Here is a 22,506-nt window from a genome sequence, read left to right as displayed (position 1 = left end):
TTAGCTATTTCTCCAGCATTTTTTTGATACCATCATATTTATAGTAAATGATCCCGCCGATTCTGTTGTATTGCAGCGTGCCGTTGATACGCAGATTTTGAAGAGTGCCGGGAGAGATTTTGAGCAGTTTACGTACTTCAGAAGATTTCAGCCATTGGGCGGGTTGTTCGACTTCGGTGGCAGATTTGATTTCATTGAGAAGTGCATTGCCAAAATTGAGAAGATCTCTTTTGGTTACTACCTGATGATTTAACAGTTCGATGTTGTCCACTTCAGGGAATAGTTTTTTAGGATGTAAGTTCATTATTATTTCGTTTAAATTATATCCACAAAATAATTTCAAATGATCGAAATAAATTCACAAGTTGTCCCAAGTTGGGTACTATTTTCTATCAAATCGTGCCAAAAAATCAATGTTTACTGGGTAAACTTTTTTTTATAAAATGATAAACATATCATAAGACTATCGATTAATTTTCATAAACAAGATTTTATTTAACGATATGGCGGTTTTACACAAAAAAACCAACCTGTTTCCAAGTTGGTCTTTTTGAAAAAGAAACAAAAATGTGGTATTTGTATTTATGAGTCTACTTAGTGCCTGTTTAAATATTATCCTCGATGAGCTTTTTTTGAAAACTGTCTCCTAAACTTTGAATGAATTTTGAATTGGAAGATTTTCTGTTTTTGATATCCTTATAGGTTCTGTACAAATTGTCTGTAATATCCATATTGAAACACTTTCCTAATACCCTGGCAGCGTCTTTTATTTCTGAATTTCCATTATTGATCACATTTGCAAAATGCAGGGCGTAAACCAATTCAATTAGTTCTGTTTTACTTCCTGTCCATTTCAAATTGGATTGAATATCAAAAATCTTCTTAACTGCTTTATTTTTGGCCTTGTTTTTATATTTGATTTTCTTGATCTTATTTTCAATGTAAAGGATTAGTTCCTCATTGGCCAGAATTGTAGCTATTTTGTAATCATAACAGGTCGAAACTCGTTTGTCAAAACCTATAAGGGAACTATCCGTTTCCAAGATGCACTTTTTAGTTTTTCTAGTAAAATACAAAACATCAAAGCTGGTTGAGAGACCTTTGTAATAGCTGTAAAATTTCGAATCCGCAACTTGGCTTTGAGAAATTTTAAACAATTCGTCTTCGTAAAATTTTAAACTAAGACATTTTCCACTAGGAACATTCGATACTAAACGAATTCGCTCTTTATGAAAGATTAATATAGAAAAAATTCTCGGTTTTATTTCTTTGAAAAATTCAATCTCCTTTTTTTCTTCTCCAAAATCATGCGTTTTTAACCATTGATGCATTTCATCAATTTTAATTTCTGCCCATTTTATAAATTCTTTGGAATCCTTTATACTTCCGCTCTTTTTATTATTTAATAAAGATTTTTTTACTAAGAATTGATTCAGTAATTCATTTCCAAATGAATCCATTTTATAGTGTTTTGGTTAATTGTTAAGCGAAAACACACATTACTAATTACTATTTCCTACTAAATTATGTTAAAATCGACTAATTTGTAATATTTATCGTTAATTAGCATTTTTCTTCCCAATTTTCTGTTTAACATTAAATTTATTTCTTAAAACCATCATATCCTCACTTATCTTTTTATCTAATATTTTAGCGTAGTGCTGCGTAGTCTTTAGATTGGTATGTCCCAACATTTTACTTACTGTTTCGATAGGTACCCCATTTGTTAAGGTGACTGTGGTTGCAAACGTATGTCGAGCGATGTGAAAAGTCAAATCCTTTTTAATATTACAAAGTGTGGCAATTTCTTTCAGATAGGAGTTCATTCTTTGGTTGCTTAAAATAGGCAAGAGCTTGTTTTGATTTAAACACAAAGGGTGATTTTCATATTTCCTGATTATTTCCATGGCCATGGGCAAAAGCGGGATTTTGGATGTGGTTTCTGTTTTTTGACGATTTTTGAATATCCATTTTTCACCATCAATTCCAAATCCAATGTTATCCTGGGATAATTGCTGTACATCAATATAAGCCAAACCGGTAAAACAGCTAAAAATGAAAATGTCCCGCACCACTTCCAAGCGTTCAATATCAAATTCTTTATTGATAATTTCTTCGATTTCCTTTTCATCAAGAAACTCCCGAATCACTTCCTTAACTTTAGATTTATAATTGACAAACGGATCTTTATCCAACCACCCATTGGCCAAACATTGGTTGATTATCTTGTGGAAATTCTTGATGTACTTAACGGCTGTGTTATTAGCACATTTGCGAACACTGCGCAGATAGAATTCGTATTCGGTAATAAAGGCGTGGTCGATCTTTTCAATGGCTATGTCGGTCACATTGTATTTCCAGGATAGAAAGTCTTTTGTGTGTTTCAATGAGGTGACATAACGCTCATAGGTTCCAGCAGCATATTCCAAGCCTATTAGTTCTTTCAGCTTCCTATTGTGTTCTTCGAAGATTGGGATAAGGAGGCGTTCGCGCTCTTTGATGCCCAGAAGTTTGTTTTTAAAATCTTCGACATTGACGTTTTTCGACTCTTTTAATAGTTCGAAATGTATTTCATTAATACGATTTCTAGTAAAATCAAGTAAACTATTTATTGAACGGGCTTCTTCTGAACTACCTTTCATTCTACCTTGATCTTGGGACCATTTAGTAGGGTCGATAAACTTTTTAGTACTATACTCAAGTCTTTTCCCATCTACTGTCAGCCTAACATAAATTGGCAACAGTCCCTTTGTATTGGCTTTAGTGGATTTTGCATAAAAATGCAGAGTGATTTTTTCTTTCATTTTGGTAACCTTTAGATTAAACATTAATTTATCGTAAGGTTTGCCACTAAACAAGATGTTCGAAAATTGGATAAGCAACAGAACTAATCGATTGTCAAAAATTAGATTGACAATAAACTTTTGATGCTTTACAATTTAGCGAGACCCAAATTTCATCAATTACTTAGGGTCTCGATTTAGTCTCTTGAATTTTGAAAAAGAATGAATATTTTGAAAGGTCATAAAAACAAAAAACCTCGAAAACACTATGGTTTTCGAGGTTTTGATACCTTTTGACATTTAAATCAGCAGAGAGGAAGGGATTCGAACCCTCGATACAGTTACCCATATACTAGCTTTCCAGGCTAGCTCCTTCAACCACTCGGACACCTCTCTTTATTTCGGAGTGCAAATAACACTAAAAAAAATGACTTTCGAAAATAAAAATTCAATATTATTGCATTTCTCCTCTCAAAGAAGTTTCAAAAACATTTTTGAAGTCTTCCTGTGGTGTATTCTGCCCCAATAAATACATTAATTTGGTAATCGCAGCTTCGGTAGTAATGTCTTTTCCTGAAATAATTCCTAGTTTTTTCATCGTGGTACTTGTTTCATAATGCCCCATGCTTACGCTTCCTATTGAGCATTGTGTCACATTAACAATATGCAGTCCTCGAGAAACTGCTGTCTGCAAAATTTTCAAAAACCACTCTTCTGTCGGAGCATTTCCCGCTCCATAAGTTTCAAGAACAACTCCTTTTAATCCTTCAACATTTAAAATCGCTGTCAATACCTTTTCATTTATCCCAGGAAACATTTTGATTATCGCTGTATTGCTGTCTAAATGGGTATGCACTTTCAAAGAAGCTTCTTCATTGGCAGGCAACAACAGCTCTGAATTTATTGTTAAGTGAACGCCGGACTCTACTAAAAAAGGATAATTCGGAGAAATAAACGCTCTGAAATGTTCGGCATTTATCTTCGTTGTTCTGTTGCCTCGGTATAATTTATATTCAAAATAAAGACAGACTTCCTTGATTAACGGTCTGCCGTTTTCCTGAAGGGAAGCAATCTGAATCGCCGTAATTAAATTTTCTTTGGCATCGGTGCGCAGATCTCCAATTGGCAGCTGCGATCCTGTAAATATGATAGGCTTAGAAAGATTTTCGAACATAAAACTCAATGCCGAAGCAGAATACGACATGGTATCTGAACCATGAAGCACTACAAAACCATCAAATTTCTCGTAATTATTCTCAATAGTCCGAGCCATTTCTGCCCAATGTTCGGGATTCATATTCGATGAATCTATTGGATTTTCAAAAGAAAAAGCATCTATCTCACAATCCAGTAACTGCAGTTCGGGAATACTATCAAGGAGCTTACTGAAATTAAAAGCTTTGAGAGCTCCTGTTTCAAAATCTTTTCTCATACCGATAGTCCCGCCGGTATAGATTAAAAGAATTTTTGGTCTAGAGTGTAAGTGCATCAACATACTTTAATTTATTGACCACTGGATTCGCATACATATCCAGAAAGCCTTGTTTAGCAATCGGGTGTTCATGGTCAATGCGCAATTCTAAACGTCTCTCAAAAAGCATTTTTTCATTTTCGGTGTATAAATGTGCGAATTGATTCGAATTGTTTAAAATATCATAAGCAATAAAATTGGTAGTCCACAACTTATAATTGCTCAGAACGGAGTCATCAATTATTTGTGCCAATGCCTGTACCTGTTTATTTGAAGTATCGACATTCTTGATAATATCATCAATTTCAGTATCGAGAACATCGCCTAAATGTATGTGTATTCTTTTCTTCTGCCCAATAATACCGCTCAGCAGCGTCTTAAAATCTTCATTTTTTTCTTTGATATAAATCTCATTATTAGCTTCGGCCAGCAATTGCGGCATTTTCAAAGCATCAGTAGGATCGTATTCATAGGAAATAGAAACAGGCACGATTTTAATCTTCTTAAAATAATCCATTATATTAGGTTCATCAGATCCCATTGCAATCATTTTCAGCACACCGGGATTTGTTTCATCATTACCGTCTTTGGTTCTTCCTTCGCGCTGTGCAATCCAAACCGAACGGTTTTCGTGAAGCAGTAACTGCGCCATATATTCGGAAAGTAATTTGGAACTAATTAATAATTCTCTTGGCGATAATCCCCGCTGCACCAAAAAGTTTCTATTTAATTTTGATAATGTTTTCAAAAATGATTTTTTGACCAAATTGTCACCAATAGCTGACGAAGTCATATCCAAACCATATTCAAACAAAGAAGCATTCAGTAATGTTGTATCTAAGACGATATCTCTATGATTGGAAATAAAAAGATAAGCAGTATTTTTTTCTAACTTTTCAAAACCGGAAGTGGTTAAGCCCTCAGAGCTTTTTTCCAGTACCTGCTGCACACCATGATAAATAAAATTGCATTGAAAATCACGAATAGAATGCGTTTTGCGAAGCTGTTCTTTCCAAATTTCGTCATCTTGTCCCGGAAAACAAAAGTTCATTAAAGCCTTCATCATCGGATGATCAATAACTTTTATGATTGCTTCATTTACTTCTGAATCATAAAAAGACCTAATCGCATCAAATTTATTCATTTTTGTATTCTATTTATATTGGACAAAAGAACAAAAAAAATATTAAAGTTAGAGAAAATCAACATTAAATACTGAATACTTTAAAAGAATTATCAGTTGTTGCAGCTGCTATTTCATTTGCCGAAAGGCCATAAATCTGAGCCAGTTTATCAGCAACATTCACTAAATAACTGCTCTCATTACGTTTTCCTCTGTAAGGAATCGGCGCCAAATAAGGTGAATCTGTCTCCAAAACAATATACTGTAAATCAATTTGATGCAGAAACTGGTCAATCTTCCCGTTTTTGAAAGTAACCACACCGCCTATTCCTAATTTCATGTTATACGATATGGCCTGCAGTGCCTGCTCATAAGTCCCGGTAAAACAATGAAAAATGCCGAATAATTCGGGTGATTTTTCTTCTTCCAATATTTCAAAAATTTCATCAAATGCTTCGCGGCAATGAATTACAATGGGAAGTTTATACTGTTTAGCCAGCTGAATCTGTCTTCTGAAAGCGATTTGCTGTTCCGCCAGATGAGTTTTATCCCAATACAGATCAATTCCTATTTCGCCAATGGCGACAAACTTTCTTTTGGCTAATTCGGTTTCAACATGCTGCAGTTCTTCCAGATAATTATCCTTTACATAGGTTGGGTGCAGTCCCATCATCAGGAATACATTATCAGGATAATCGCGCTCCAAATCATACATGCTCTGGGTGCAGGAAGAATCAATTGCTGGCACAAAAAAACGGGTAACACCATTATTAACAGCGCGCTGCATCATTTCGCTTCGGTCCAGATCAAATTCTTCTGAATATAAATGGGTATGAGTATCGGTAAATATTGCTTTTGTTTCCAAGTGTACATTTTAATGCTGCAAAATTACTCGAAAAATAGTGCTTTACCAAAAAAGGAGCTGCACAAAGACTTTCCAGCAAAGATTCACGAAGAAAAAAAAAGATTCGCGAAGATTTTAATCTTGGCGAATCTCTCTAAAACTCTTTGCTAAGCAACTGCTGCTAAACCCTAATCCAGCTCCTCCAGCAAAGCATCAACCTGATCATTGCCTTCATAATCCTCTGGAATGGTAAGCAGTAGTTCTTGACAGGATTTATAGTCTTTTTGTTTTAACTTACTCAAAGCTAAACTCCAGACTGCTTTGCTTTTATAAATAGAATTACCCGATTTCAGCGTATTAAAAACAGCTTCTGCCTCAGGCAGTCTATTCTCCTCAAGTAAAGAAACACCATAAAAATACTGAATCTCAACATTTTTATCGGTTTTCAAAATAGTTTCAAAAAGCGGAATTGCTTTTTTATACTGCTTAGCATTGAATGCATCCTGAGCCAATTTCAAATTATCATTTGCCTCTCCCCTCTCTGTAAAAAAAGCAGTTTCCGGCTGATTATAATCCTCAAAAACAGGATCCGATTTTTGATTCAAAATGAAAACACCCAGCAAAACTGTAACCGAAGCTGCAACAGCATACTGCCATGGCTTAAACTTTATCTTTTTAGATTTATGCTTTTTATGATGGGTTTTTGAGATCTTTTTCAGATTCTCTTTGAAAGCTTCACGCTCATTGGCCTGGCCAAACTTATTTTCCAAATGAAGATGCAGTTCTTTATAGGTTTCAAAAGCCATTGCGAGTTCCGGTTCCTGTTTCAATTGCTCTTCAAAAGCCAATTTATCGGCACCGCTCATTTCACCTTGAAGGTATTCGTCAAATTCCAAAAAGTGTTCTTCGTTCATGACTAGGTATTTTTTATAGATTTAAAACGATTGTTTTCCTGAATGAGCTGTGTCAGCTGGCCAATGCATAGCGATTTCTTTTTGCGGACATAACCATACGTAACAGCCAGTTTTTCGGCTACCAGTTCCATAGACGGGAGCTCAAAACTAAGCTTTATCAGTTCTTGGCATTTCTCCCCCAGTTTTTGAAACATCGCGTCATATAACTGCTGTTTCTCATCAAAATGCTCGGTCTGCAAAACCATCTCATCAGCAGCATCATGTATAGATGGCTGCTCGTCCTTAATTGTTACCCCTTTATTGGAATGTTTTTTCAGTTCGTTGAGCCATTTCCGTTTGCACAGCAAAAAAAAGTAGGCATCAAAGGGACAGGTTAATTGCAATTGCTGTGCTTTGGCCTGATTAAAAAGCAAAATCAGCACTTCCTGAACCACATCCTGTGCCTTATCAGCATCACCCGAATTGTTTTTTATATAGTGAACCACCTTTGGCACAAACTTTTTATAAATAGCATGAATAACCTCCGAATCATTATTCGCAAGTCCTTCAATATATATTTGGTCGGAATGAACAGTTGCAGCAGCCATAAAAAAACTTTTCCCCGAAAATACTAAAAAAAGAAACAAAACCTGCTTTATTCCACTATATATCAAGACCAATAATCATTTGGGCGTAATTAAATTAAAACATTTTTGATTGTAGATTAACGATTCTTGAATTCAGATTTTTACTATGATAAATAAAAAAGATGCTGTTTTTCAAGCACTCCCACATCTGAAATCAAAAATCGTTAATCAGAAATCTTAAATCAAATCATCATTTAATCCTAAGCTTAATAACATTGGCTCTATCTCTTATGCATACCGCAGAACCATTGATTTACTGCTAAAAAATAAAATTTTCAGAAAACAGGGGTAACAATTATAAAACCAAATGGATATAACAGTATAAATCGATAATTAAAACTTTTAAAAACTTTTAGATTATGGAAAACATTAAAAAAATAGGAGCCAGTTTCTTCAGTAAACTTTGGGCATTAATTACACGGTAAAAATCCAATTCTATCCCCCTCTCCTCTGGAGAAGGCTGGGGTGAGAAAAAAAACCAAAAACAAGGGTAACAATATCAGACCTTAATTGATATAAAGCAAAAGAAACTATAATTAACAACCAGAATCACAACAAACTCTTGACTATTTCAAGACAGATTCAAAAAAATTAGAAATCATGAACAGAAATTTAAAATCAATCGCATTTTTATTTTTAACAGCAATCGTAATGACAAGCTGTACAAACGAGGACACTCCAAATACTGAGATCCCAAACATTCCGGCAACAGCTGCCGAATTCAAAGCAGTCCGTACCGAAGCATAGGCAAAACTAAAACAAACTTTTACGATAACAGAATCTACCGGAACAGTAACCCTTACATCTGCCAGCGGCGTAAAACTCATGATCGTCAGAGACAATCTTAGAAAAAACGGATTAGCTTTTACCGGTCCTGTCAGCATCGAATATGTAGAAATATTTGACAAAGGACACATGCTTACAGCAAACAAACCAACAATGGGATTAACAACAGACGGAAAGAAAAATTTATTAATCTCCGGCGGTGAATTTTACATCAAAGCCACGAATGACGGAGTTGCCTTGGAAACCATAGGAACAATGTCTCTTATTGTCCCGACAAGCTTAACAGACGGGTTAAAAACAGGAATGCTGCTTTGGGCAGGTAATCAGGATGACCCGGAAAACTTAGTCTGGAGAAATATTGCAGATCCTGGAACTGCAGGAGGAAAAGGCGGTGTACAGGGAGAAGGGAACAATTATTATGTTACTTTTGGAAACTTTGGCTGGACAAACGTAGATAAATTCTACAGCGATCCAAGACCAAAAACAACTATTCTTGCTGATGCACCTGACGGTTATGACAATACGAACAGTGCTATTTATTTATCTTACGATGGCGAAGGCAAAAACGCACTTGCAAAACTGGACACTTACACCACTGCAGGATTATTCAGCGAACATTACGGACAAATTCCAATTGGACTAGCATGCCACATAATCTTTGCCACCGAAGAAAATGGACAATGGCGCTATGCAGTTAAAGCTGTTACTATATCGGCAAATGCTGTTTATACTTTTACTCTGGCTGAAACTACCGTAGGCACCGAAGCCCAATTAGTAGCTGCAGTCAATGCTATTCAATAAGTTACAGATTCAAATTAATAAGAAAAGTGGTGATTTGCTCACCGCTTTTTTTTACTTTTAAAAATTATTTGAATTATATTTCAAAATACGCAAAAAGCTATACAGACCGACCAAAATAACCAAATATGAACAAATCGCTATTCGTTTTTTTTCTAATTGCATCTTTCACTATGTGCGCTCAGACAAAAGTAAAAGACACCATTACCCGAAGAGCTGTTATTGGATACGATCAAAAAGGAAATTTAGTTAGTTTCAAACCCGAAACACCGCCATTGATTCCTATTGCCGGTGCTCCAAAACCCAGTTATTCCTACTTATGGGAAATGGGCGACGGTCATTACAGTAAAGAAGCCGAACCCAAACATGTCTATAAAAACAAAGGAACTTATACCGCCAGACTTACTGTAACCAATAATTACGACAACGGAAAACCGCCTGCTACACGCCCAAAAAAAGTTGTGGTAAATGACATTGAAGACAGCAGTTACAAAGACATTGCTTCTATTGCACCACAAAATGGATTAGCAATTCAAAAAAACTGTGATCCTATTCCGGATCAGGAAATGCAGGTCATTGTGAGTTATGAAAATCTCGAAAACTATGTAACCAATGGAAAACTCTATCTCTTTTTCAACGAAAAACAATTCAAAAACAATAATTTCGATTTACAGGAAGTGCGTCCTTATGCAGGTGAAAGAATTATAAAAGAAAACAACATCACTGCAGCAGATGATATTGATAATTCGAACCGCTATTTAGTATCCAGCGAAACTTTGGCTTTCGCCAAAAAATATAGAGAAACTACTAATGAAACCGACTTGGATTCAACATTATTAGCAGCCAAAAACAGCTATAAAGATGCTGTCGTTTTAGAAATAGACGAACACAATCCCGGCGAGACCAGAAATGTTTTTTATACTTTCAAAACTACTCCCGAAATGATTAAAGACACGAGTGCTACCATAACCATGCGCTCTATTTATGTTCCCAACCGAAGCTTTAAAAACCATAAAATAAAAAACCTCGAAATGGAAATCGTTACTTCTCATGACCCCAACAAAATGGGTTCCAACGGAAGTTTCATGAATTATAGATTTGTACGTTACAAAAGAGTCAAATTCAAAACGAGTTTTCAAAATAACGGCGAAGGTCCAGCAAGAAAAATACAGCTCGAAACCGATATTCCGGATATGTTTGACAAAAGCACCCTAAAAATCGAAAGCATGTATCCCGAATGTCCTATCTGCCCAAAAGGCGAAGCTCCAGCAATAAGCTGTCTGGATACCATTGTGAGAAGCACTCAGATTTTTTTTGTATTTAGAAACATTTATCTGCCGGGAAGCAGCCAGAAAAACGTAAAGGAAATAGACAGCACCAAAGGATTTGTAAAATACTCCATGAAATTCAACGAAGATTTTCACAAGATAAAAACCAAAAGCAGGACAGCCATCATTTTTGACAAAAACGAACCCATCATAACCAATTATGCCACAACCCGATTCACTCCGGGAATATCCATTGGAGCCAAAGCCGGATACAATATTTACACTAATTTGGAAAATCCAAAAAGTTATTTTGTGGGTGCGACAGTTTCTCCATTCAAATCATACCGTTATTATCTTCAGGCCGAATTTCTAAACAGCATCACTTCTTATGACGGGGCTACGACAGTCAGCCAAAAAATAAATCAGGATACAGGAACTGTGCAGTTAAACCGCATTACATCTTCAGTTGAAAACAAAAACATCAATTGGGAAATACCAATATTGTTTCGGTATAATATTTCTACCTATTTTGGCGTTGGGGCAGGATTTCAAGTCAACATGAATGTTTCGGAGAAGCAGACTCAAAACATAAAAACCGACATCTACGAAGGAACAACGGATAAACTGTTATTACGTACTGTTTATTCAACCGAAACAGCGAGTGATTCATTTACTGAATTAAAATCGGGAGTCTTATTCGATTTCACTGCTGGTTTTGCGCGAATCGGCCCCAGTTTAGGAGCCCGCTATGTTCTCAATTTCGATAATAATTTCAATTATTGTCAGCTGTATGCGATTTGGAAATTTTAATTTTTTACCCAGCCCAAAGGAACAGGATACTTAATTCCTGTTTTTTGTTTTAATTAGTCTGCGAAAACGAACAGAGAAACCAGCATGACAAATAAAATTATTTTCTTTTGCCTCTTTACATCCCTAATGGCATTTGGGCAAAAAAATCACAGTCTGGAAGATCAAACTTATGAAGCTATCGACTATTTTACCGCCAATCCAACTCCGGAAGGAATTGAAAAACTAAGTACTGTCGAAATCAATTTTTGGAAAAATCAAAACAAAAAATCAAAAGACGCACTACTTTCAATCGTAATCCTAGACTGCAGCAAAGCCTATTTCGAAAATAAATTCGGCAAAACTAACGAGGCAATCGCCAGCTATGAAAAAGCCTGGAAAACCTATCAAAATTACAAACTCTCGGATTATGATATTGTAGAATACTGCCTGAAACCGCTGGGAAATCTCTACACTATCATCGGCGACTACGACAATGCCGAAAACACCATCAAACAGTATTATTTTTTGGCCAATGCAAAAAAAAATGAAAACAATAAAATAGCTGCCATTCTCAATTTATCAAATGTTTATCAAAATTCGGGGAGAAATTACCTTGCCATTGATTTACTGGAAAAAACCATTAGAACTGAAAAATTATCCAATATTCAAAAAGGGACTTTACTCAACAATCTAGGGAATAGTTATGTGCTGAGTTATAAAGACCCAAATCCAGCTTTCCCAATCCGAAATGATTTTTTCCAAAATCTTGAAAAACATTATTTGGAAGCAATTAAATTATTAAAAAACGAGAAAGACCAATCGGAAACTTTAGCCAATTGCTACCGTAATTTATCAGCCCTAAATGCGCAGTGGCAAAACTTTGAATTGGCAAATGCATATTTTATAAAAGCCAGAGTCGAATTCGAAAAATCGCCCAATAGCAGCCCCCGAAAAAAAGCTCAATTCTATTTTGACGAAGCCAATATTCTTTTCAAACTTGGAAAACCAAACGAATCAAACTCAGTCATTACAAGTATTTTCAAAATATTGATTCCTGATTATTTGAGTAAAAAAAGTATTCTCCCAAAGAAAAATTCACTTTATGCCGAGTCTATTTTATTGGATGCTTTGGACTTACAAGCTGAAATTTTCAAGATTGAAAACCAACCCAAAAAAGCATTGGAAAGTTACGAACTTGCTTTCCATATAGAAGAACTGTTTCAATCACTTTTGGTTTATGAAAACTCGAAAATCATTAACCAAATCAGGAATCGAAATCGCACAGAAAAATGTATTGCCATTTACAAATCGCTTTTTGAAAAAGAACACAAAACAATTTATCTCGAAAAGGCTTTTCAACTTTCGGAATATACAAAATCAGCCATTTTACAACGAGGAATCAGTAATTCAAAAACGCAGTCAATCGCTGAAAAACAACTTTCCGAACAGCTTCAAAATCAAAACAGCATCATTTTAAAAGAACAGCAAAAAGAAGATCAAGCCGATATTGTCAAAATCAACGAAGCCATCAAAAAACAAAACGAACTGATGCTTTTATTAAAGCAAAGCCAAATAAAAAAAGAAGACAAAGCTGTTCAGGATATCAATTTAGATAATTTGTATGCTAAATTAGAAAAGAATAATGCCGTGATGGCTGAATATTTTTCAGGAGCCGAAAACATGTATTTATTTACCATAGTTGACAAAAAGATTTATCTCAGCTCATTCAGCAATGATGCTCATACATCAGTAAAAATAAAGCAATTCATAGACTTTTTTAATGATCCGAAGAATATTGTAAATAACCCGAAGAATTACAATCACTATGCAAATGCTGCTTATCAATTATTAAAATTACCCAAGAATTCGGCATCCAAAAATCTTATCATTATTCCCGATGGAATTTTAAATTTCCTGCCTTTTGAAGCCTTGATTACACAAGAATCTTCAACAGCCAATTTTGCACAAATGCATTATCTTTTGAACGATTACAACATTGGTTACGAAAATTCGGCGGGATTTTATTTGTCTTTTAACAAAAGAAAAAAACAGCGGGAAGAGACTGTTTTGGGAATTTTTCCAGTTTTCGAAAATACTCCTTATACTTTAAGCTATTCAAAAGACGAAATGCAGTCAATACAAAAGAATTTTAAAGGGAAATACTTTAAAAATGCAGCTGCCTCTTTCGAAAATTTCAAAAGAAACGCCGCTGATTATAGCATTATTCACTTATCCACCCACGCGGCATCAGGAGATATCGAAACGCCGGCAAGTATTAAATTTTACGATCAGGAAATCCTGTATTCCGAACTGTATCATTTGAATATCAATCCTGATTTGGTTGTTTTGAGTGCCTGCGAAACAGGTATTGGAAAACTTTTTAAATCCGAAGGTGCGATGAGTGTCGCTAGAGGATTTCAATTTGCGGGAGCGCAAAACCTGCTATTTTCTTTATGGAAAGTCAATGATTACACCACCTCGATTTTCATGGATTCCTTTTACCAAAACATCAAAAACGGACAATCTTACATTGAAGCTAATGCCAATACCAAACGGGACTTTCTAAAAAACAAAAATATATCAAACGCGAAAAAATCACCGTATTATTGGGCCGCTTTTGTGTATTATGGAAATATCGAAGGCAGACATGAATGCAACTATCTGTTATTTGGACTAGTGATTTGCGCAGTACTAGTCGGAGGGGTTTTATTGTTTAAATTTATTACTAAACGAATTAAAAAAGAAAAACTGAAATTCAAAAACCAATAATCTCCTAACAAATCCTATTTTTACTTTACCGAAAAGCCATTTGCAAAATGAAAAACTTACACGAAAAACTCAAAAAAGCAGACTATAAAAAAGTCAAGTTTAAAGTAACCAAAACCCAGCACCTTTTAATCAAGGCAGAAATTAATGGCGTAAAGGGAAATTTTATACTCGACACGGGCGCTTCCAACAGCTGTGTGGGATTTGAAAGTATTGAATATTTTGCTTTGGAAGCCAAAAATTCCAAAACCAAAGCTTCGGGTGCCGGAGCTACGGGCATGCTAACGCAAATGGCTTCGGGCAACAAACTCAAATTAGCCAAATGGAAAACCAGCAAACTGGATCTCGTGATTTTTGATTTATCACATGTTAACGAAGCTTTGAGCCAATATAAAGTCAAGCCCGTTCACGGCATTATTGGTGCCGATGTCCTGCTGAAAGGCAAAGGAATTATTGATTACTATAATCATTGTTTGTATTTGAAATAGTATAAAAAGTTTTTTATCTATATTTGTTAAACCTAAATTTAACAAACCTATACTTGTGAAAAAAAAATTACTCATTTTAATTGTTTTTATTTCTCTAAATCTATACCCAAAAGACAATTCTTCAGTTTCTACCCCATTATCTTCTGTTTGTGCAATTACTAATAGTTACTGTTATGGCAGCAATAGCGGTTCTTTACACATTGTTGCAATTGGCGGTCAATCGCCTTACACTTATTCTATTAATAATGGTTCATTTCAATCTATCATTTTTGATACTTTTAATTTATCACCAGGGACATATAATATTATTACAAAAGATGCTCTTGGCGCTACCGTTTTTAATTCTGTAGTTGTAACTGAGCCAGCAATTCTAAATGCAGCTGTAACGGTATCAGGACAAAATATAACGGTAAATGCAACTGGGGGAACAGCTCCTTATGCATATTGGTTAACGATCAATGGTTCTTTAGCAGCCAATGCCCAGACCTCTGATACGTTTAGCAATTTAGCTCCAGGAACATATACAGTCAGCGTAAAAGACAGTAATGGCTGCTTAGTTATCATAGAAGATGCTATTATTAAACCTCCTTTGAATGCTACAATAACGATTACCAAACAAATAGATTGTAATAGTAATGCATCATTAATGGCTGCTGCTGCTGGTGGACAAGGTCCTTATGCTTATTCCATAAATGATGGAGCGAAATATCAAGCAGCTAATATTTTTGATAATTTAAGTCCGGGGACATATACTATAACTGTGAAAGACTCCCAAAACACAATCACAAATACAAAACCAATAACTATAACGCCACTTGTACCAGTAAGTGGAGTTGCACTTATTACTAACCCTGTTGATTGTTCTACTAATTCGTCAATAACTGTTGTCGCAACTGCTGGACAAGCTCCATATAATTATTCTTTTGATGGCGGAGCTACTTACACCACTAGCGATACATTTTATAATGTGCCAGCGGGAGATTATGTGTGTTTTGTAAGAGACCAAAATAACTGTGTTTCTCCGGCAATGCTAATTACAGTCGAAAATTACCCAACATTAAAAGCAACTGTTTCGAGCGGAACATTATTATGTGCGAAAGACAAAACATCATTAACCGTTACGGCTGCGGGAGGAAAATCTCCTTATCAATATTCTTTAAATGATAATCCTTACTCATCTAACAATACTTACACTAATGTTGGCTTTGGAAACTATGGATTAACTATAAAGGATGCCAATGATTGTTTAATAAAAGTATCTCATACAGTAATAGAGCCAGAACCAATATTAGCTGATTTTATTATTAATGAACAGACTTTAACAATTAATGGTAAAGGCGGTATTGCTCCTTATCAATTTTCAGTTGATTCTACAGCGTATCAATCTGATAATGTTTTTAATAATTTAAGTGTTGGAAATCACAAGATCTTGATAAAGGATTCAAAAGGCTGCGAATCAAATACTTTTTCTGCAAGTATTAAAGCTTCTCCTCTAACTAATCTTATAACACTCACTAAAAAATTAGATTGTAACAGTAATGCCGAAATTACTATTACCACTTCTGGAGGAATAGCACCATACACCTATTCACTAAATGGTAATCCTTATCAATCGAGCAATATTTTTAGTAATCTTAGTGCAGGCATTTATTATGTAATAGTAAAAGATGCTACAAACACAATCTCTACTACCAACACAATAACAGTAGTTCCACCTATTCCAATTACAGCAAATGCTACAATTACCAAACCAATAGATTGTGTGAGTAATGCTTCAATAAAAATTGATGTATCGGGAGGAAATGGTTCTTATCTATATTCGATGAATGGAGGTTCGTATGGAGTTTCCAACCTTTTTACAAATTTAACATCTGGAACCTATCGTTTTACAGTTAAAGATTCCAGTAATTGTACAGTGCTTACAAATGATATAATCTTAATTCAACCTACTCTATTAACAGCAACTGCCACAAAAACGAATATCACTTGTTCTGGTTCATCAGACGGAATGATATACATCAACACCACTGGCGGACAAGCTCCTTACGAATACTCAATTGGTAATGGTAATGTTTTTCAAAAGTCAAATATTTTTAATGGCTTATCAGCCGGCAGCTACAATGTAACGATTAGAGATTCTCTTGGATGCTTGGCAATGATATTTGTTGATATAATTCAGCCTACATTGCTAAATGCAACAACTATGATCACAAAACCTATAGACTGCTTAAGTAATGCATCCCTAAATGTTACTGCAACAGGAGGCGTTGCACCATATAAATATTCAATAGATGGTGGAATTATATTTGCATCTACTTCTGATTTTTCAAATTTAACGGCCGGGACTTATTCCGTTTACGTAAAAGATTCTAATGGATGTATTGCAAATAATTCTGTATCAATAAAATCGCAATCGCCTTTACTTGTCAACACAACAAAAACTGACATAAGCTGTAAAGGAGCTAATACAGGTTCGGTTACTGTCATTGCAACTGGAGGACAAAGCCCTTACACCTATTCAATTGGCAATACATATCAAACTTCAAATGTTTTTAACGGTTTATCGGCGGGCTTACAAAACATCGTGATTAAAGATGCGCTTGGCTGTTTAGTGTCAACGAACATTATTATAGCAGAACCTGCTACTCCGCTTACAGCAACTGTTGAAACCAAAGATCAAACCATAACAATAAACGGCACAGGTGGAACTGGCATTATCAATTATGCTATTTCTCCAAATTTAGGTGTATTTACAACAAACAATACATTTACAAGTTTAGCACCAGGGATCTATACAACAATAACACAAGATCAAAACGGATGTTACCTATCATTTTCAAATACAATCAATCCTCCAGCCCCTTTAGTAGACAGCAAAAAAGCTATTAATATAAATTTTACAAAAGGTCAAACATTAGCTGATATTAAAATTGATATTCCAAACATTAAATGGTATCTAAAAGAAAGTTCAACGACGAGCAAAACCAGTAAAACTGCCGAAACCGAATTACCATTAACAACAGTTATAGTTGAAGGAACAACCTATTATGCTTCACAAACCATAAACGGAATTGAAAGCAAAGAAAGACTGGCCGTTACAACAAAATTAAGCACTTTAGGAACTAATGATTTTGACATCACAAATTTTGCTTACTACCCTAATCCTGTAAAAAATATTTTAACGTTTTCGAATACATCAACAATAGATGAGGTTTCTCTTATCTCAATAAAAGGAGAAACGATTTTGATAAAGAAAATAAAAGCTTCTCATTCTGAAATTGATTTATCAAATATTTCATCAGGCGTTTATTTCCTAAAAATACAATCAGAAAACAAGCAAAAAACGATGAAAATCATAAAAGAATAATTTTTTTCGGTTTAAATATAAAAAAAGAGATTGTTTCAAATAAGAACTGAAACAATCTCTTTTATTTTTAAACAATAATTACCCTTTATTATCTCCTTTTGAAATAACATATTTTTTCAATGAAAAATACGAAACAATACCGCTAATTATCATCAATACAGCACCTAGAATAAATGGCATTCCTGCAAATTCAAATGGTGAGCCTTTATGCGTAAAATAATAAAAAAGACTTGACATTATTGGTGGTCCAATTATAGTTGCTGCACTCATTAAACTTGCTATTGTTCCCTGAATTTCACCTTGTTCTGTTGGCAAAACATGATTTGTAACTATAGCCCTCAATGATGGTCCAGCAATCCCTGCAAGACAATACGGAATCAAAAAGAGAAACATCATCCAGCTTTCTGAAGCAAAAGCAAACAATAACATTCCGATCGTATACAATGTCATTCCGATATAAATACTTTTTTCGTTTCCTAATTTTCTGCTAGTCCAACGTATAAGCCCACCCTGTACCAGACTTACTAAAACGCCGACAACACCTAGTGAAATTCCGACCATTTTTTCATCCCAGCCAAATTTGTACATTGTGAAATAACTCCAGTTACTTTCGACTGCATGCGATGCAACAAAAATTAAAAACAAAGCAATCAATAATCCGTAAAGAGAAGGGTATTTTTTAAGGTTTAAAAACGCTCCGATTGGGTTAGCTCTTTTCAAATTCACTGGTCTTCTATTTTCTTTGGATAAGGATTCGGGCAGAATAAAATATCCGTACAAGAAATTCAGCATGCACAAAACCGCTGCTGCATAAAACGGAATTCTGGATCCATAATGTCCCAATACACCTCCCAAAACGGGCCCGATTATAAATCCAAGGCCAAAAGCTACACCAATCATACCGAAGTTTTTGGCTCTATTCTCTGGCGTGCTCACATCGGCTATATACGCCGAAGCAGTAGAAATACTTGCACCGGTCAATCCAGCAATTATTCTTCCAACAAACAGCCATGTAATCGTTGGCGCAAATGCCAACAGAATATAATCCAGCGAAAAAGCAAAAAGCGAAATTAGAATTATAGGTCTCCGCCCAAATTTATCACTCAGATTACCTATTAAAGGCGCAAACATAAATTGGGTAATCGCATAGGCAAATGTAAGCCAGCCGCCGTATTTTGCCGCTTCGCTTACATCGCCATGTATTAATTCTTTAATCAGTTTTGGAATAACTGGAATAATGATTCCCCAGCCTGTAATATCGATTAACATTGTGATGAAGATAAAGCCAACTGCGGCTTGTTTTTTGTTTGATGCCATAAATGTGTCTTAATTGGTATAGCAAATAAACAAAAAAACCGTCTCGCTTTTTTAGGAAAATGAGACGGATTCTTTTATTTTAAAAAAACTGCCTGATTACAGTTTCACTGTTTTTGTATTATCATTCAAATCTATTGAATAAATTTCTTTTCCTTTAACTCCATAATTACCGTTTGGATCCAGTACAATCTGGTCATAAACACAAGGAATTGTTTCAGTTTTGGTAAGCAGATTATATACTCCTATTTTACCTTTTTGTTTTACAAGCAAAAGATTATTGTTTTCACCAATAATTTCCTCGTAATTAGACTCCATTACCTGCTGTCCCAGCATATCCAGCAGACCTGCTTTATTATTGTTTTGAAACATTAAATAACTAAACTTTGATTCATCATAATAAGAACCATTTTTATTCAAAAAAGTAACGGGTGAAATATTAGAATAAGCAGCTGCGGAGATCTGCTGTGCATTTTTGTCCAGTAAAACAAATTTCTTGTCTTTCTTTGCGATGAACACAAAATTACTGGAATAGTTGTTGTTCTTGCTCACTACCTTGTCAATGGATTCATATTCACAGGGAGCAATTAATTTACCGAAAGAATCCAGCATCCCAAAAAGACCGTTTTTCTCTACAATAAATGTTTCGTTTTCAATATTGATATTGTCATATTCGCAGGTAACAATTTCATATGGAGTCCCGCTGTTTACCTGTATCAGACCACATTTATTGTTTTTTGTCGTTTTCAGATTATTAGAATAGCTGGTATTAATCTGATCGTATTCAAATGGCAGAGAAATTTTCCCGTTAATTAAGACACAGCCGTATTTACCTTCTTTATTGACAGCCAAAAATGAACCGTCATTGTATGGATAAGTTTTAATATCCTTGTATTCTATTGGCAGAACAATGTTTTCATTTTCATCAATAATCCCCATTTTATCGTTCAGTTTTACAATAAAATTTTTACTGCTGCTAACACTGTTTATCTGAGTGTACCATTTTTTGAATTTTGGTTTATTATCAATAGAAACCAGATTAGATCCTTTTTCATTATCTACTTTAAAATAATTGCTTTTATCAACAGTCTGAATATACTGATACTCACACGGTATTACAAATTTCCCGTTCAAAAGACTATATAGACCTCTTAAATTTGTTTTTTTATCCTGAAGAATAAAATAATTCTCTACACCAGAAATACTGCTGATTTCAGCCCATTTGAACGGAATTAACACTTTATTATTTCTGCTTATCACTCCATAATAACCGTTCTTAGTACGTGCCGAAAAAATATCATTTCCGATGTGATCCAAAGAGTAGTAAATCATCGGGATTTCCCAAATTTCTTTTTCAACATTATAAAGGCCATAATTTTTTCCAATTCCCATCGGAAAAGAACTATTATCGCTTACAGCTGGATATGTTTTTCTTTCGAATAAAGCAGGCAGAAGCACCTGGTCTCTTTTTTTGATACCAAATTTATAATTACTATTGTACTTATCATAAAACCAAATTGTTTCGTCATTTATTTTTTCTGTGGCGTAACGTCCATAATTCCCATCTGAGCGTACTTCCGATATAGACACAGGCGACTCCTCTGCCATGACTGGTGCATCGCTTACGAGCATTACATCAGGCTGTGGATCACCTTTTATCGTTTCGGTTTTAGGTTTGCTTTTCTGTCCTGGCTTTTTCTTTTGCGAAAAGCTGTTTTGAAAAGATAAAACCATTGCTGAAAGCAGTAAAACTTTAATTTGATTTTTCATATTTTGAATTATTTTTTTGAAATGCAAGTATAAAAAAAACCCGCTTAAAAAGCGAGTTTTTTATTGCAAATATAATGTGCTGTAATACTACAATTCTAATGCTTTTTTAGCATTACCGCCCATCAATAATTCTAATGGGTTTTCCAAAGCTTCTTTTACTGCAACCAAGAAACCTACAGACTCACGTCCGTCGATGATTCTGTGGTCATAAGAAAGTGCTACGTACATCATTGGGTGAATTTCTACTTTACCGTTTACGGCGATTGGACGCTCGATAATGTTGTGCATTCCTAAGATTCCAGATTGAGGAGGGTTGATAATTGGTGTCGATAACATACTTCCGAAAACACCACCATTTGTAATTGTGAATGTTCCTCCTGTCATATCGTCAACTGTGATCTGTCCGTCACGAGCTCTCAAAGCCAATCTTTTAATTTCAGCTTCAACACCACGGAAAGTCAAGTTTTCAGCATTACGAACTACAGGAACCATAAGTCCTTTTGGCCCTGAAACTGCAATAGAAATATCAGCGAAATCGAAAGCAATTTTATGATCACCGTCCATCATAGAATTTACATCTGGATATAATTCCAAAGCTCTTGTAACTGCTTTAGTAAAGAAAGACATATATCCTAAACCAAGTCCGCCATGTTTTGCTTTGAAAGCATCTTTGTATTCGTTACGGATCAAGTTGATTGGCGTCATGTTAACTTCGTTGAAAGTAGTTAACATTGCTGTTTCGTTTTTAGCAGCTACTAATCTTTCAGCTACTTTACGACGAAGCATTGATAATTTTGTACGATCCTGACCACGGTTTCCTCCAGTTGGAGTTCCCATTGACGGCACTGCATTTACAGCATCATCTTTAGTTATTCTTCCGCCTTTACCAGTTCCTGAAACTGTTGCTGGAGCAATATTTTTTTCGTCTAATATTTTTTTAGCTGCTGGAGACGGCGTTCCTGCTGCATAAGATGATGCTGGCGCTGGCGCAGCTGCTACTGGAGCAGGAGCCACTGGTGCTGGTGCTGCTTTTGGAGCTTCCGCTGCTGGAGCTGCTACAGGTGCAGAACCTGCTGGTTTTGCTGCATCAGTATCAATAAGACAAACAATTGCCCCAACTGCTACTGTGTCACCTTCTTCTGCTTTTAGCGTGATAACTCCGCTCATTTCAGCTGGCAGTTCAAGTGTCGCTTTATCAGAATCAACCTCAGCAATAGCTTGGTCTTTTTCTACATAATCTCCGTCTTTTACTAACCATGTTGCAATTTCTACTTCTTTGATTGATTCCCCTGGTGATGGGACTTTCATTTCTAAAATCATGTCTTATTATTTTAAATTATGAATTTTATATTCTAAAATATTTTTTGTTTAAAGTTTAATTGGTTTGACATTAAACTTT

General features: G+C 35.1%; 17 protein-coding genes and 1 tRNA gene. 6 read left to right on the top strand and 12 right to left on the bottom strand.

Features of this window, described 5'->3' with window-relative positions:
- Window positions 1-4: 4 nt before the first annotated feature.
- The 9 genes from IRZ80_RS18065 to IRZ80_RS18025 all read right to left on the bottom strand — a co-directional run bounded on the left by IRZ80_RS18065 (window position 5) and on the right by IRZ80_RS18025 (window position 7,722).
- Complete coding sequence (locus IRZ80_RS18065; RefSeq protein WP_194643276.1) at window positions 5-304, bottom strand: helix-turn-helix domain-containing protein; 300 nt, start codon at window positions 302-304, stop codon at window positions 5-7.
- A gap of 301 nt (window positions 305-605) precedes the next feature.
- Window positions 606-1,460, bottom strand: a complete 855-nt coding sequence (locus tag IRZ80_RS18060) for an RteC domain-containing protein (RefSeq protein WP_194643274.1) — start codon at window positions 1,458-1,460, stop codon at window positions 606-608.
- Window positions 1,461-1,559: 99 nt separating this feature from the next.
- A complete protein-coding gene (locus tag IRZ80_RS18055) occupies window positions 1,560-2,804 on the bottom strand; it encodes a site-specific integrase (RefSeq protein WP_194643272.1) in 1,245 nt (414 codons plus the stop codon).
- Window positions 2,805-3,092: 288 nt separating this feature from the next.
- A tRNA-Ser gene (locus IRZ80_RS18050) sits at window positions 3,093-3,179 on the bottom strand.
- Window positions 3,180-3,237: 58 nt separating this feature from the next.
- Window positions 3,238-4,272, bottom strand: a complete 1,035-nt coding sequence (locus IRZ80_RS18045) for an asparaginase (RefSeq protein WP_194643270.1) — start codon at window positions 4,270-4,272, stop codon at window positions 3,238-3,240.
- A complete protein-coding gene (locus IRZ80_RS18040) occupies window positions 4,256-5,398 on the bottom strand; it encodes a 1-acyl-sn-glycerol-3-phosphate acyltransferase (protein ID WP_194643268.1) in 1,143 nt (380 codons plus the stop codon). The genes IRZ80_RS18045 and IRZ80_RS18040 overlap by 17 nt, the downstream gene beginning before the upstream one ends.
- A gap of 64 nt (window positions 5,399-5,462) precedes the next feature.
- Window positions 5,463-6,242, bottom strand: a complete 780-nt coding sequence (locus IRZ80_RS18035; RefSeq protein WP_228520951.1) for a TatD family hydrolase — start codon at window positions 6,240-6,242, stop codon at window positions 5,463-5,465.
- Window positions 6,243-6,409: 167 nt separating this feature from the next.
- Window positions 6,410-7,135, bottom strand: coding sequence for a tetratricopeptide repeat protein (locus tag IRZ80_RS18030; protein ID WP_194643266.1), 726 nt, complete (start codon window positions 7,133-7,135; stop codon window positions 6,410-6,412).
- 2 nt (window positions 7,136-7,137) lie between these two features.
- Window positions 7,138-7,722: an RNA polymerase sigma factor gene (locus tag IRZ80_RS18025; protein WP_194643264.1), complete on the bottom strand. Its 585-nt coding sequence runs from the start codon at window positions 7,720-7,722 to the stop codon at window positions 7,138-7,140.
- 639 nt (window positions 7,723-8,361) lie between these two features.
- Between IRZ80_RS18025 and IRZ80_RS21070 the strand changes: the two genes are divergently transcribed.
- The 6 genes from IRZ80_RS21070 to IRZ80_RS18000 all read left to right on the top strand — a co-directional run bounded on the left by IRZ80_RS21070 (window position 8,362) and on the right by IRZ80_RS18000 (window position 18,023).
- A complete protein-coding gene (locus IRZ80_RS21070; RefSeq protein WP_228520950.1) occupies window positions 8,362-8,508 on the top strand; it encodes a hypothetical protein in 147 nt (48 codons plus the stop codon).
- 78 nt (window positions 8,509-8,586) lie between these two features.
- Window positions 8,587-9,348 (top strand): hypothetical protein, encoded by a 762-nt coding sequence (locus IRZ80_RS18020; protein WP_228520949.1) that lies wholly within the window; start codon window positions 8,587-8,589, stop codon window positions 9,346-9,348.
- 125 nt (window positions 9,349-9,473) lie between these two features.
- Window positions 9,474-11,423, top strand: coding sequence for a PKD domain-containing protein (locus tag IRZ80_RS21240; RefSeq protein WP_194643263.1), 1,950 nt, complete (start codon window positions 9,474-9,476; stop codon window positions 11,421-11,423).
- 84 nt (window positions 11,424-11,507) lie between these two features.
- The gene (locus IRZ80_RS18010; protein WP_194643261.1) at window positions 11,508-14,171 is read left to right on the top strand and encodes a CHAT domain-containing protein; all 2,664 of its coding nucleotides are present in this window, start codon (window positions 11,508-11,510) and stop codon (window positions 14,169-14,171) included.
- 47 nt (window positions 14,172-14,218) lie between these two features.
- The gene (locus IRZ80_RS18005) at window positions 14,219-14,656 is read left to right on the top strand and encodes a retropepsin-like aspartic protease (RefSeq protein ID WP_194643259.1); all 438 of its coding nucleotides are present in this window, start codon (window positions 14,219-14,221) and stop codon (window positions 14,654-14,656) included.
- A 55-nt stretch (window positions 14,657-14,711) separates the two neighbouring features.
- Complete coding sequence (locus tag IRZ80_RS18000; protein ID WP_194643257.1) at window positions 14,712-18,023, top strand: T9SS type A sorting domain-containing protein; 3,312 nt, start codon at window positions 14,712-14,714, stop codon at window positions 18,021-18,023.
- 78 nt (window positions 18,024-18,101) lie between these two features.
- On the opposite strand, the gene IRZ80_RS17995 is transcribed toward IRZ80_RS18000, so the two are convergent.
- From IRZ80_RS17995 to odhB, 3 genes are all read right to left on the bottom strand, one after another.
- On the bottom strand, window positions 18,102-19,340 hold the full coding sequence (locus tag IRZ80_RS17995; protein ID WP_194643255.1) for a TCR/Tet family MFS transporter: 1,239 nt from the start codon (window positions 19,338-19,340) through the stop codon (window positions 18,102-18,104).
- Between the two features lie 96 nt (window positions 19,341-19,436).
- The gene (locus IRZ80_RS17990) at window positions 19,437-21,107 is read right to left on the bottom strand and encodes a WG repeat-containing protein (protein WP_194643253.1); all 1,671 of its coding nucleotides are present in this window, start codon (window positions 21,105-21,107) and stop codon (window positions 19,437-19,439) included.
- An 87-nt stretch (window positions 21,108-21,194) separates the two neighbouring features.
- Window positions 21,195-22,427, bottom strand: a complete 1,233-nt coding sequence (odhB, locus tag IRZ80_RS17985; protein WP_194643251.1) for a 2-oxoglutarate dehydrogenase complex dihydrolipoyllysine-residue succinyltransferase — start codon at window positions 22,425-22,427, stop codon at window positions 21,195-21,197.
- Window positions 22,428-22,506: the final 79 nt, after the last annotated feature.

This window comes from Flavobacterium sp. HJJ (genome assembly GCF_015351475.1).
GTDB classification, from domain to species: Bacteria; Bacteroidota; Bacteroidia; order Flavobacteriales; family Flavobacteriaceae; genus Flavobacterium; species Flavobacterium marginilacus.
Note: the sequence above shows the minus strand (reverse complement) of the source record. Positions and strands in the feature narration are given on the sequence as shown.